At 62.7% G+C, this 13,109-nt stretch carries 7 protein-coding genes and 1 tRNA gene; 5 read left to right on the top strand and 3 right to left on the bottom strand.

Going from position 1 to position 13,109, the window contains the following annotated elements:
* Positions 1-5: 5 nt before the first annotated feature.
* The 5 genes from VJ464_15030 (at position 6) to VJ464_15010 (ending at position 7,908) form a co-directional block, all read left to right on the top strand.
* Positions 6-842 (top strand): protein-glutamate O-methyltransferase CheR, encoded by an 837-nt coding sequence (locus VJ464_15030; GenBank protein ID HKQ06446.1) that lies wholly within the window; start codon positions 6-8, stop codon positions 840-842.
* Positions 842-1,447 (top strand): chemotaxis protein CheB, encoded by a 606-nt coding sequence (locus VJ464_15025; GenBank protein HKQ06445.1) that lies wholly within the window; start codon positions 842-844, stop codon positions 1,445-1,447. The genes VJ464_15030 and VJ464_15025 overlap by 1 nt, the downstream gene beginning before the upstream one ends.
* Positions 1,417-3,297: a response regulator gene (locus VJ464_15020; protein HKQ06444.1), complete on the top strand. Its 1,881-nt coding sequence runs from the start codon at positions 1,417-1,419 to the stop codon at positions 3,295-3,297. The genes VJ464_15025 and VJ464_15020 overlap by 31 nt, the downstream gene beginning before the upstream one ends.
* A 364-nt stretch (positions 3,298-3,661) precedes the next feature.
* Positions 3,662-7,705, top strand: a complete 4,044-nt coding sequence (locus tag VJ464_15015) for an amino acid adenylation domain-containing protein (protein ID HKQ06443.1) — start codon at positions 3,662-3,664, stop codon at positions 7,703-7,705.
* A 129-nt stretch (positions 7,706-7,834) separates the two neighbouring features.
* Positions 7,835-7,908: transfer RNA gene (locus VJ464_15010), tRNA-Pro, on the top strand.
* A gap of 92 nt (positions 7,909-8,000) precedes the next feature.
* Here the strand turns inward: VJ464_15010 and VJ464_15005 are convergent.
* The 3 genes from VJ464_15005 to VJ464_14995 form a co-directional block, all read right to left on the bottom strand.
* Entirely contained in the window at positions 8,001-9,359 is a 1,359-nt protein-coding gene (locus VJ464_15005; protein HKQ06442.1) for a vanadium-dependent haloperoxidase, read from the bottom strand.
* A 328-nt stretch (positions 9,360-9,687) separates the two neighbouring features.
* On the bottom strand, positions 9,688-12,351 hold the full coding sequence (locus VJ464_15000) for a protein kinase (protein ID HKQ06441.1): 2,664 nt from the start codon (positions 12,349-12,351) through the stop codon (positions 9,688-9,690).
* 29 nt (positions 12,352-12,380) lie between these two features.
* Positions 12,381-12,959, bottom strand: a complete 579-nt coding sequence (locus tag VJ464_14995; GenBank protein ID HKQ06440.1) for a sigma-70 family RNA polymerase sigma factor — start codon at positions 12,957-12,959, stop codon at positions 12,381-12,383.
* Positions 12,960-13,109 lie beyond the last annotated feature (150 nt).

The following is a 13,109-nucleotide window of genomic DNA, read 5'->3' as shown; positions in this document are numbered from 1 at the left end:
CAAAGATGAGTCAGCGCGAGAGCGATCCGGACATTGAGGATATCGAGATCAAGCTATTGCTGGAAGGCGTCCACCTGCATTATGGCTACGACTTCCGCGAGTATGCCCCGGCCTCGCTCAAGCGCCGCATCGGCGACCTCATGCGCGACGAAAAAGTCGCCAGCATCTCGCAACTGCAAGATCGCATCCTGCATGACGCGAGTTGCTTCGAGCGTTTCGTCATCGCCTTGACGGTCAACGTCACGGCGATGTTCCGCGACCCGAGCTTCTACCTGGCGTTGCGCACACAGGTGGTGCCGCTGTTGAAGACTTACCCCTTCGTGCGCATCTGGCACGCCGGCTGTTCGAGCGGCGAAGAGGTCTATTCGACGGCGATTGTCCTGACCGAAGAAGGCATCTACGACCGCTGCCGCATCTACGCCACCGATCTGAACGAGGCGGTGCTGAAGCACGCCCGCGAGGGCATCTATTCGCTCGAATACATGCAGGGCTACGTCAACAACTACGTCAAGGCCGGGGGGCGGTCAGCCTTTTCCGAGTACTATGTGGCGGACAACGACAGCGCCATCTTCCGCTCGTCGCTGCGCCGCAACGTCGTCTTCTCGCAGCACAACCTGGTGACCGACCGCTCGTTCAACGAGTTCAATCTCATCCTCTGCCGCAATGTTCTGATCTACTTCAATCAGGCGTTGCAGAACCGCGTTCACCATCTGCTTTACGAGAGCCTGGCGAAGTTCGGCGTGCTCGCCCTCGGCCACAAGGAGACGATCAGCTTCACGCCGCACGAAGATCGGTACGAGGCGCTGGAAGCGAGCGAGAAGCTCTACAGGAGGGTCGCCTGATGAATCACGAACTGGTCGTTGTGGGCGCCAGTCTGGGCGGCTTTGACGCGCTGGCGGTGCTGCTCGGCGGCCTGCCGGAAAACTTCTCGCTGCCGATGGCGGTCGTCCAGCACCGCAGCGTTGATTCGGACGAGTTGCTGTCGACACTGCTTCAGCGCGTCTGCCGCTTGCCGATTGCCGAGGTCGAAGACAAGCAGCCGATCTTGCCCGGCAAGGTCTACCTCGCGCCGGCGGATTATCACTTGCTGGTCGAGCGCAATCACTTCGCGCTGTCGGTTGACGAGCGCGTGCAGTTTGCGCGGCCCTCGATAGATGTGTTATTCGAGTCGGCGGCGGATGCTTACCGCGACCGATTGGTGGCGATCTTGCTGAGCGGCGCTAACGAAGACGGGGCGCAGGGCATTGCCAGCGTCAAGGCGCACGGCGGCCTGACCATCGTGCAGGACCCGACCTCGGCAGAGAGCGCCCGCATGCCGGAAGCCGCGATTGCCGCTTCGGCGGTCGATTACGTCCTGCCGCTTGCCGGCATCGTCGAGTTCATGAATGATCTGGTTCGCAAGAGCGAGGGGAATTTATGGTACGGGCGCAGCAGGCGAATACAGTGATATTGGAACAGGGGCTGAGCAGGCCGGCGCAGGAATCGCAGGTCCATATCCTGCTGGTCGATGACCGCCCTGAGAATTTGCTGGCCCTCGAAGCGACGCTCGGCTACCTCGGCCAGAACCTGATTATGGCCAGTAGCGGCAGGGAGGCGTTGAAGCTGCTGCTCGACCAGGATTTCGCGCTCATCCTGCTCGACGTTCACATGCCGGACATGGACGGGTTCGAGACCGCCGCGCTGATCCGCGACCGCGAGAAGTCGCAGAGCATCCCCATCATCTTTCTGACCGCCATGCACAAGGGGCCGGGCCAGGTCTTCCGCGGCTACTCGCTCGGCGCCGTCGATTACATCTTCAAGCCGTTTGAGCCGGAAATCCTCAAGGCTAAAGTCGCCGTCTTTATCGAGCTGTATAAAAAGACGGAAGAGATCAAGCGTCAGGCCGAGCTGCTGCTGCTGAAGAACCAGGAACTGGATCACACCAATAAAGAGATCGTCGAGCTTTACCGCGAGATCGAAATCAAGAACGACGAGCTGGAGATGCGCGTCGAGCAGCGCACCGCCGAGCTGGCGCGCGCTAACACCGCTTTGCAAGCCGAGATCATCGAGCGCCAGCGCGCCGAAGAAGAGCGCCTGCAACTGCTGATCAGCGAGCAGCAGGCGCGCGCAGAGGCCGAAGCCGCCAACCATGCCAAGGACGAGTTCCTGGCGACCGTCTCGCATGAGCTGCGCACGCCGCTGACTTCGATCCTCGGCTGGACGCGGCTGCTGCGCGTCCGCGAGGCCGACGCGGCGTCGCTGGCCCGTGGCCTTGAGACCATCGAGCGCAACGCCAAGTCGCAGGCCAAGCTGATCGAAGACATCCTCGACGTCTCGCGGATCATCAGCGGCAAGCTGCGCATCGAGGCCCGGCCCATCAAGCTGGTGCCGATCATCGAGATGGCGATTGACGCCGTGCGCCCGGCGGCCGAGGCCAAGGCGATTGACATCGCCACCACCTTTGACGCGCCGGCGGGACTGTTGCGCGGCGACCCGACGCGCTTGCAGCAGGTGGTCTGGAACCTGTTGTCAAACGCCGTCAAGTTCACCGCCAACGGCGGCGAGATTCGCGTCCATCTGGAGCGTTACGGCGAGTGCGCCCGCCTGATCGTCAGCGACAATGGCTGCGGCATCAGTCAAGAGTTCTTGCCTTTTATCTTCGACCGCTTCTCGCAGGCCGAGCGCCACATGACGCGCAAGCACGGCGGCCTGGGCCTGGGGCTGGCCATCGTCCGCCACCTGGTCGAGATGCACGGCGGCAGCATCCAGGTCGAGAGCCCCGGCGAAGGCCAGGGCGCGACCTTCACGGTTGACCTGCCGATGAGCTTCGGCCAGTCGGAGGCGGCAGGCGTTCATGAGGCGGCAGACGACAGCGAGGCGGCTGAACATGCGGACGAGCCAGAGCCCCGGCTCAAAGATTTGCGCGTCCTGGTGGTCGATGATGACCCCGACACCTTGCACATGTTGACCGTCGCCCTGGAGATGGCGGGCGGCGAAGTGCGCGCCTGTGCTTCGGCCAGCGAAGCGCTCGACACCATGGGAGAGTGGCGAGCCGATTTGCTGGTGTCCGACATCGGCATGCCGAATGAAGACGGCTATGCGCTGATTCGCAAAGTGCGCGCGCTGGAGCCTGAGGCGGGCGGCGCGATTCCGGCCATCGCGTTGACGGCTTTTGCGGGCGCCTCGGATCGGGCGCGCGCCCTGTCGTCAGGCTTTCAGACGCACATCAGCAAGCCGGTCGAGCCGAACGACCTGATCAAAGTCATCCTTCAACTGGTCGGCCCTCGCGAAGCGGTCGGAGAGCCGCAACCGAAATGAAGAGGCGCAATCTGATAGATTGCGCAGCGACTCGCGCAATCTATCAGATTGCGCCACATCCAAATGAAATCCGCTCTAGCGCTTGAGTAAGCGCCATCCCATCCCGCATAATGGAGGATCGTTACAGCGACGATTGAAGCCAGCGCATACGTCTGAGCTTCGGTCGTCTCGGTGACGCGGTGTAAAGCTCTCAGGGTCAGGCAAGCATTATCGGTTAACCCCCACGTTCGAGTCGCCGCGGAGTTCATCCGGAGGAGGGAACTCGCTGCGGTCTGTTGTGCCGGCCAAGGCCAGCGTTGATGTCGGTCTGCGCTCTGTGACGCGCTTTGCAGAATCTGTTGATGTTCGAGGTCAGTGATTTAACATGAGTTTGCTTGTTCAACCGATAGGCGATGAGGCGGCGGAGGCCATCGAAGCGCCGCTGTTTCTGCACCAGTTTTTCGAGCGCGCCGCCCGCCGCTGGCCGCATCAAGTGGCGATAGATGTGCCGCCGGGCATGCATCGGCCCGCCCGCCAACAACTGACCTACGCCGAGGTCGAACGGCAGGCCAATGCGCTGGCGGCGTTCTTGAGCGCCTTCATCAGCGGTGAATCGGTCGTCGCCATCGCGCTGCCGCGCCGTGGCGCGCTGCTCTACGTTACGCAGTTGGCGGTGCTGAAAGCCGGCAGCGCTTACACCTGCATCGATCCGGCCTTCCCGGACGATCAGGTGCGCGACATTCTCAAGGATTCCGCCGCCGTCGCCTTGCTCACGGACGCCGAGGGCTTAGGCGGCGTCAGCCGTCTGGGCTTCGACCGCGAACTCGCCTTTGATGTCGCCGAGCTGATTGCTCAATCCCGCAACCTGCCGGTCGCGCCGCCGCCGCCCGACTGGCTGACGCCGAGTAGCCTGGCTTACATCATCTACACGTCGGGCACGACGGGGCGGCCCAAGGGCGTCGAGATCGAGCATGGCGGCATCAGCAACCTGGTCAGCCATGACCTGGAAGTCTTCGACTTCTCGCCCGACGACCGCGTGTCGCAGAACTCGTCGGCTGCTTACGATTCTTCGGTTGAAGAAATCTGGTTCGCGCTCGCCGCCGGAGCGACGCTGGTGGTGATGGACGATGATGCGGTGCGGCTCGGGCCTGATCTGGTCGCCTGGCTGCGGCGCGAGCGCATCACCTTGTTGTGCCCGCCGCCGACCTTGCTGCGGACGATGGGCTGCGAAGACCCTGAAGCCCTGCTGCCGGACTTGGCTTTCGTTTACGTCGGCGGCGAGGCGCTGCCGCGCGATGTCGCCGACCGCTGGGCCAGGGGCCGCCGCCTGGAGAACGGTTATGGGCCGACGGAATGCACGGTGACGGCGCTGCACGGCAGGGTCAGGGAAGGCGAGCCGATCACCATTGGCCGGCCGGTGCATGGGCTGCGAGCCTACGTGATGAATGAAGCGCTCGAAGAAGTCGCCGACGGCCAGCCGGGCGAGTTATGCCTGGGCGGTGCCGGGCTGGCGCGCGGCTATCGCAACCGGCCAGAGCTGACCGCCGCGAAATTCCCGACGCACCCGCGCTTCGGGCGGCTCTACCGCACGGGCGATCTGGTGCATCGCGATGCGGACGGCAATTATTTTTTTGATGGTCGCATAGACGCGCAGGTTAAGCTGCGTGGCTATCGCATCGAGCTTGAGGCCATCGAGGCGCGGCTTGCGGAGATTCCCGGCGTGCGCGAGGCCGCGTGTTGTGTTCAAGGCGAGGGCGCGCAGCAGGGGCTTGTGGCTTTCATCGTGCCGGATGAATTGAGCGCGCCGCCGTCGTTTGATGATCTGAAAGCGCGGCTGGCCGACGTGCTGCCGCATTACATGGTGCCGGGCCGTTTCGGCTTGCTTGCAGAGTTGCCGACGAGCGTCGCGGGCAAGATGAACCGCAAGGCGCTGCCTCTGCTCGACGCCATCGGGCGCGGCGAGAGTCAACCGCGAATTGCGCCGCGCAATCCGCGGGAAGAACAGATTGAATCGGCTTTCCGCCGGGTGCTGCAAACGCGGCAGGCGGTGTCGGTTGACGATGATTTCTTTCACGATCTCGGCGGCGACAGCCTGCGCGCCGCACAGGTAATCTCGCGGCTCCGCGACGCGCAGGCGACGGCCCACTTGACGGTGCGCGATCTGTACGAAGCGCGCACCATCGAGGCGCTGGCACTTCGGGCCGGCTTCGCGTTTCAGCCGCCGGCGATGATCGAAGAGCGGAATGAAGCGGCACAGGGCCGCCCGATCCTGGCGACGGTCTGCCAGGTCGCGTGGTTGCTGGCGGGTCTGGTCGGCGGCTCGTCAGCCGCTTACTTTGTAGCCTCAGACGTATTGCCGGGTCTGATTCGCCGGCTCGGCTTAATCCCGTTTCTCGTGCTGGGGCCGTTTCTACTATTCGCCGGTTTAATCGTCTACACGCCGCTGGCAATTCTGCTGGCGACTGCGGTCAAGCGCGCATTGATTGGCCGCTATCGCCCGCTGCGCGCGCCGGTCTGGGGCAGCTTTTATGTGCGCAACTGGATGGTGCAGCAAACGCTGCGGATCATTCCGTGGTCGTTGCTCGAAGGCACGGTCTTTCAACTGAGCGCCCTGCGCGCGCTTGGGGCGCGCATCGGCAAGCGCGTGCATATTCATCGCGGCGTCAACCTGCTGCAAGGCGGCTGGGACTTGCTCGACATCGGCGACGACGTGACGATCAGTCAGGACGCGTCGCTGCGACTGGTGGACTATGAGGATGGCCAGATTGTCCTCGGCGCGATCAAGATTGGTGAAGGCAGCACGCTCGACATCCGCGCCGGTGTCGGCGGTGACACGGTCATCGAGCCTGAGGCTTATCTCACGGCGTCCTCATCCTTAAGTGATGGCGACCACATTCCGCGCGGCGAGTGCTGGGACGGCATCCCTGCGCGTCCCGCGGGTTTTGCGCCGCCGCGCCCCGTCGTCGCTGAAGGTGAGCGGCAGTTGTCGCCGCACACGCACAGTGTCGCGCTCATCTGTGCGCGCTTCGCGCTCGGCTTGCTGCTGGCGCTACCGTTCGAGCTGCCGGTGTTAATGCTGGCGTTGAGCTGCGGTGTGGACACCGAAACGGCGCTTGATTGGCTCAATGCGCCTGCGCTCACGTCCTCGCTGTTGATTGCCGGGGTTTTGATGGTGACGCTGCCGGTGCCTTTGACGCTGGCGCTGGAAGCCATGTTGATGCGGGCGCTGGGCCGCGTGCGCGCCGGGGTCATCAGCCGTTGGAGCCCTGCCTATTTGCGCGTGTGGCTAAAGACACAGATGGTGCAATCGGCGGGCGAGTGGCTGAGCGGCACGCTCTTCTGGCCGATCTGGCTGCGGCTCGCCGGTATGAAGATCGGGCGCAACTGCGAGATCAGCACGATCACCGATGTGGTGCCGGAGCTGGTCGAGATTGGCCGCGAGACGTTTTTCGCCGACGGTATCTATCTGGCGGGGCCGCGCGTTCATCGCGGCGCGGTGGCGCTCAAGCCGACGCGGCTGGGAGTCAATACCTTCCTGGGCAATCATGTCGTCATCCCTGCCGGCCAGCAGATGCCCGACGACGTGCTGCTAGGCGTCTGCACGGTCGCCGATGATACGCAGATACGGCCCGGCACCTCATGGTTCGGCCATGCGCCATTCGAGCTGCCGCGCCGCGAAATCGTCGAGTGTGACCGCAGCCTGACGCATGAGCCCTCGCGGATTCGTTATGTGAATCGCGTCTTCTGGGAGGTGCTGCGCTTCGCGCTGCCGGCGATGCCGGTCCTGGTGCTGCCTGTCTGGTACAAACTCCTGGCGGATGCCGAGCAGGCATTCACGGCGCCGGTCTTCTTCTTTGCGATGGTGCCGCTGATGAGCATGGCGGCGGGCGCGTTTTTCTGCCTGCTGGTGCTGGTGATGAAGTGGGGGCTGGTCGGTCGTGTACGGCCCGGCACGCATCCTTTATGGTCTTGCTGGTGCAGCCGCTGGGACTTCCTGTATGTCGCCTGGGGGGTGTACGCGCGGACGGCGCTGTCGACGATTGAAGGCACGTTACTGCTGACGTGGTATCTACGAGCGATGGGCATGAAGATAGGCCGGCGCGTGGTGCTAGGGAGCGGCTTCGCGCATGTGGTTGACCCCGACATGCTGCACTTTGAAGATGGCGCGACGGTGAGCTGTCAGTTCCAGGCGCACACCTTTGAAGACCGCGTCCTGAAGATCGATCACGTTCACATTCGCCGCGGGGCGACCGTCAGCGGCAATGCCGTGCTGCTGTATGGCGCGGAGATTGGCGTGCGCGCCAACGTCGCGCCGCACAGCGTCGTGATGAAGCGCGAGAGCTTGCTTGCGGGACAGGCGTATGCCGGATGCCCGACGCGCCCGGTGCAGGTGACGCCGCAAGCGGCAATGGCCGCCGCCGGCGATTGACTGTGAGCGCCGGATCGGTAGCGCCGGGCGATTGATCGCGGAAGGCATGGCCATTGCGGAAGCCGATCTGAGTAGAGTACAATCCTCTGCGAGCCAGCGGTTATCGCCGGCGGTTTGAAAGTTTGGTATCGGGGCGTGGCGCAGCCTGGTAGCGCACCTGGTTTGGGACCAGGGGGTCGGAGGTTCGAATCCTCTCGCCCCGACTGATCAATAAAAGCAAGCGAGAGCGCCTGCCGCTCTCGCTTGCTTTTTGCAATCCGTCTATGACCGTACGCGCCGATTTTGCGCCATTCTCCTACCGGCCCGCATCCTCACCCGCCGCCGTCACAGACTTAAAACTGACCCGGTTACGGATCGCCTTGCCGACACATTCGCCACAGCCGAGCCCGTCGTTATTGTCAAATGAGTAGTGGATGCCGCCATACAATCTTGAGATGGCTGCTTCCGCCGCGGCCTCGTCGAAAGAGTTGAACGTGCGCGGCTGCTGGGCCGGCGTCAGCGCGTGATTGGCATGGGTCATGTCCGTAAACCGCTTTACCCCGAACATGTCGGTCAGCACGCTCGCCGCGGCGCCCGACTGGGTCGAGTGTCCTGAGGTGTAGGTTGGAAAATTCGGCGTGACAATGTAAGGCTGCCAGTTGCGGTCGATGTTGTCGTTGATGAAAGTCACCGGACGCTCGAGGTTATATGTGTACTTGCTGTTCCAGCAGACGACGAAGGCGTCATGAACGGCCATGCCGACGCGCGCATAGGCTTCGGCAGCCCTGGCGAGCGAAAGTCCCTGGCCGCGGGCGAACTGGCTGACGATGGCTATCCAGTGTCCCGCCGGCGTGCCGGTGGCGCCGGGATTGTCAGCCCAGTAATCAGCAATGGTCTTCTGCTCGGCGGTGAGCCCTACCCCGATGTTATAGACCTCCAGGGCGGCGGCGTAAAAACTTGACGTCGCCGAAGTTGAAAACGCCGGGTGGCCGGGCGGCGGGCATTCGCCGCCTGATGTCAGCACCATCGGGCGGAGCTTGCCCCAGCATGGCTGTAGCGGATTCGGGTTGAAGGCCGGCGTCGTCGGCTGCCAGGCGCCGGCAACAGGCGCCGGAATGTAGGCGCAGTTGTTATTACTGGCGAAGCCGTCGCCGGCTGCCCAGGCGAGGATCGCGGCTGCCATCTGCTGGCCATAAAGCACTGAGCGAGTGTAGCCGATGGTCGAAGCGTCGCCCTGGAATTGCGAATCGAACTTTTGCTCCAGATTGTTAATGGCGGTCAAAGATGGCGCGGAGATCGTCGGGTAGAGGCCGCGGATGACGGCCGCCAGGGTCGTGTTGGCGACTGTGAGCCAGTCATATTTCTTGTTCTTCTTCGGCTGCGGCAGCAAGGTCAGCCCGTTCAACTGGCCGACCAATGACCGGTTGTCGTTAGCGCCGGCGACGATGGCTTCGTACAGCGCGACGGCGGTGATGCCATAGATGCGCGAGGCCACCGGTGGCGTCGTCTTCTCAGTCTTCACAACGTCATATAAGGTCTCGAACCAGGTCGAGGCGACCTCTGAGGGTAGCTTATCGGCTGTTCTTTTGCTGATCTCATAGACTTGAGCCGAAGCCGGAGAACCAATCAACAGCAATGAGGTGATCAGGATCAGTGGGAGTAACCTTGCCTGCATGAAGGCTCCTTCGAGAAGTGATGCGAGAGGCGTCCACACAAATAACGGATAGAATCCTATCCGGCAAGGCGACCGATTAGCAAGTCACCAACGGGCACGACGAGCATCGAACCCCTGGCCACGACGTCGTTGGGATTCTTCGTCATGAGATCGGTGAAGACTTCCTCCGCTTTATGCAAGCTCGCAAAGGCGGCGGCGCGACCGCGCCGAGCGTGCTGCCGAGGTCACGATAGCAGGCGACTGATGCTCTGTTCGACGGGTGCACCAGGCGACGCATCGCGCCGAATATTTTTTGCCCGGTTGAGGGAGCGCGGTACGATGCCAGGCTTTACGGCATCAAGTTCATTCGATGAAGGAGGTCAGGGAATCGCGGGTCAGCGTGCAAGGCGTCGAAATATGGGGCGACATTTGTGTGTATCATCCAGGGGGAATGTTCGGTTAAGCCTTTCGCCAACCACTCGAAAGCCCTGTCCTGATCACCCAGACCCACATAAGCCAGGGCCAGCCAGTATGGCTGAACATATCGCTGCCGCGACAGCCTGAGCAATTCGCCCAGAATGCGTTCGGCTTCACGCCGATTACCCATAAGCGCGCAGACATAAACGGTCGCTGCCTGATATTCAATGCCGCCACCGCATTTCATCCCCTCGCGCAACTCGCCGAGGGCTTCGACAAACTGCCCCTGTCGGGTCAAGTCCGTGGCCAGGTTCAGGTGAGCGGCGGCAAGGCGCGGCTCAATTTGCAGCGTCTTGCGGGACTGCTCTATCGCTTCGGCGTAGCGGCGGCTCGATTCCAGGATTAATGCCTTGTTCGAGTTGGCCACCAGGTTGAGAGGGTCGAGCCGCAGGGCCGTATCAATTTCAATGAGCGCCTCGTCCAGTCGCCCATTGTCCATCAGGAAGCCCGCATAGTACATGTGCGTCCTGGCGGCGTTCGGGTCCATTTGCAGGGCGCGTCGGAACTCCCTCTCTGCCCCCGCATGGTCCCAGTGGTACTTGTATTTGAGGATGGCCAGCATCACGTGGGCTTCCGGCAGCGTCTCGTCCAAACGCAGCGCCGCCTGCGCCGCCGCTTCGGCTCGCGGGTAGGCTTGTGACGGCGGCGTCAAATAGCTAAGGGTGTCGTAGGCCTGAGCCAGACCGACGTAGGCGAGGGCGTAGTTCGGGTCTTTGGCCAGCGCCTGCTGGTAATAGTTAAGGCTTTTTTCGAGACTGCCTTCGACGCGCCTGTCCCAGAAGTAACGGCCTTTGAGGTAGAGTTGATAGGCCTCGACATCGTCCGTGTAGCGACGGGTTAAGAGCTGTTCGTCCTGGCCGCTCAACTTCAAGCCGAGGTTCTTGACCACTTCCCGCGAGATGTCGTCTTCGAGGCGCAGCATATCCGACATCTTGTAGTGATACTGTTTATTCCAAAGATCATGATTCTTACTGACGTCGAAAAGCTCGACGCTGGCCGTGATGTCGTCGTCATGCTCGTCGAGCCTGCCGACGAGCACGACCTCGGCATCGAGCGCGTGACCTGCCACTTGCGGGTCGAAGGCCGGATCGTCCGCGCTGTAGTGTGCCGCGGCGGTGCGGGTCGCCACTCGCAGGTTCGGCACCTGCGAGAGCCTGTCGAGCAACTGGTTCGAGATCCCGTTGGCCAGGTATTCGGTGCCAGCGTCATGGTTGACGTTGACGAAGGGCAGGACGGCGACCGAACCGACGGGCTTATGATTCTGGATGAGCCAAAACAGGGCGACGCCGGTAATCAGGAACAGCAGCGCCGCCGCCGCCGCCGACAGGAAGGCCGCCCGGTGGCGGCGAATGAATTTCGCGCCCCGATAGCCGAAGGTGTCCTTGCGCGCACGCACAGGCAAGCCGGCGAGGTGACGATGGATGTCTTCGGAGAACTCGCTCACCGAGCTGTAACGGCGTTGCGGTTCCTTGCGCAGCGCCATCAAGACGATATTGTCCAGATCGCCCTTGAGCTGAGACGCGGGGACGGGCAGACGCGGCGACGCGGCGACGGATGACCCTGTTGATGGGGTCGCCGCGTCGTCGCCTCGCCGCGTCGCCGCGCCGCTTGGCCGCTCCGGCAACTGTTCGCAGATCGCTTTCGCGACCTCTTCGACTTTGCGGCTCTTCACCCGGTAAGGGCGGCGGCCCGAGAGCAACTCGTAAAGCAACACGCCGAGCGAATAGACATCGCTCGTCGTCGTTACCGGCTCGCCTTTCACCTGCTCGGGGCTGGCGTATTCCGGCGTCATCACGCGTGCCGCCGTCGCCGTCAGCTCCGCCTCTTCGCCTTCGGCTTGCAGCAGCTTGGCGATGCCGAAGTCCAAGAGCTTGGGCGTGCCGTCTTCGGTGACCAGGATGTTCGATGGCTTGATGTCGCGATGAATGATCAGGTTCTGATGCGCGAACTGTACTGCTGTGCAGACTGTGCAAAACAGCTTGAGCCGCTCTTTCAGGGTCAGCCGATGCGCCTCCGCATAGTCGCTAATCGGCTCGCCTTCGACGTACTCCATGACGAAGTAAGGCAGGCCGTCTTCGCTGGTGCCGCCATCAAGCAAGCGCGCGATGTTCGGGTGCTGGAGGTTGGCCAGGATTTGCCGCTCGCTCAGAAAGCGGCGCAGGATCGCCCGCGTCTTCAGGCCGCCTTTGACGAGCTTGAGCGCCACCCGGCGGTCGAACTCCAGGTCGCGCGCCAGGTAGACTTCGCCCATGCCACCTTCGCCGATCAGCGAGACGATTTCATAATGGCCGATGCGTTCGCCGCGGCGTGATTCTTCCAGCTCGCGGGCGGTGTGGCTGGCCTGTAGCTTGAGCGCCGGCTCGCGCATGAAGCCGGCGGCTTCGACCTCTTCGTCGGCTGAGAGCAGCGCCTCGACTTCGGCCAACAGGTGCGGCTGGCCTTCGCAGGCGCGGGCGAGAAAGGCGCTCCGCTCATCCGGCTCATAATTGATGGCGTCGGCGAACAGCTCTGCCACTTTCTCGTCATGTCGGTTCATCGCTGACCCTTTCCCCGTCCGCTTGTTCGTTATTCTTCTTTGATCGCGCCGAGCAGCCAGGCGCGCGCAAATCGCAAGTCGCGCTCGACGGTGCGCTGCGACACGGCCACCTCGTCGGCGGCAAGGACGGCGGGTATCTCTTCGACCTTGAGCCCGCCGAAGAAGTGCAGCTCGACGACCTGCGCCTGGCGAGGATATTTCTTCTCGAAGACCTTGAAAGCGTCGCCGAGCGCCACGAGATTGACGTCGCGCGTCGGGGCGAGGCGTTCGGCGCGGCTCAAAGAGAGCGCGATCTGGCCGCCGCCGCGCTTTTGTGCCGACTGCTGGCGCGCGTAATCGATCAGGATGTGGCGCATGGCGCGGGCCGCGATGCCGATAAAATGCGCCCGGCTCTGCCACTCGATGTGCCGCAAGTCGAGCAACTCCAGATAGGCCTCATGCACCAGGGCGGTGGCTTGCAGGGTATGGTCGGGCCGCTGGCCGCGCAGATAGCCCGCGGCCAGGCGGCGCAGCTCGTCATAAACCAGCGCCGTCAGTTGTTCGAGCGCCCGCTCGTCGCCGCCGCTCCATTGCACTAAAAGTCTGGTAATCCCCTCGGAATGCGACATGGCCCCTGGATCGAATCCCTTAGATTGAAGTTTGGATCAGCTGATCCCGAGGTTGGGGACGGGACCGGCTAGGCAGCATAGCAACTCCGCCATCTTTTTTCAAAATGTTTTTTAAAGTCCCGTGGCGGGTTCGCGGCGCAGAATCCGATT

The sequence above is a fragment of the Blastocatellia bacterium genome (genome assembly GCA_035275065.1).
Taxonomy (GTDB): domain Bacteria; phylum Acidobacteriota; class Blastocatellia; order UBA7656; family UBA7656; genus DATENM01.
The sequence above is the reverse complement of the archived record's forward strand: the minus strand, read 5'-3'. Positions and strand labels throughout refer to the sequence as shown.

Coding starts and splice junctions, on each gene's coding strand:
- VJ464_15030 (HKQ06446.1), top strand. CDS start 6: ATGAGTCAGCGCGAGAGCGATCCGGACATTGAGGATATCGAGATCAAG.
- VJ464_15025 (HKQ06445.1), top strand. CDS start 842: ATGAATCACGAACTGGTCGTTGTGGGCGCCAGTCTGGGCGGCTTTGAC.
- VJ464_15020 (HKQ06444.1), top strand. CDS start 1,417: ATGGTACGGGCGCAGCAGGCGAATACAGTGATATTGGAACAGGGGCTG.
- VJ464_15015 (HKQ06443.1), top strand. CDS start 3,662: ATGAGTTTGCTTGTTCAACCGATAGGCGATGAGGCGGCGGAGGCCATC.
- VJ464_15005 (HKQ06442.1), bottom strand. CDS start 9,359: ATGCAGGCAAGGTTACTCCCACTGATCCTGATCACCTCATTGCTGTTG.
- VJ464_15000 (HKQ06441.1), bottom strand. CDS start 12,351: ATGAACCGACATGACGAGAAAGTGGCAGAGCTGTTCGCCGACGCCATC.
- VJ464_14995 (HKQ06440.1), bottom strand. CDS start 12,959: ATGTCGCATTCCGAGGGGATTACCAGACTTTTAGTGCAATGGAGCGGC.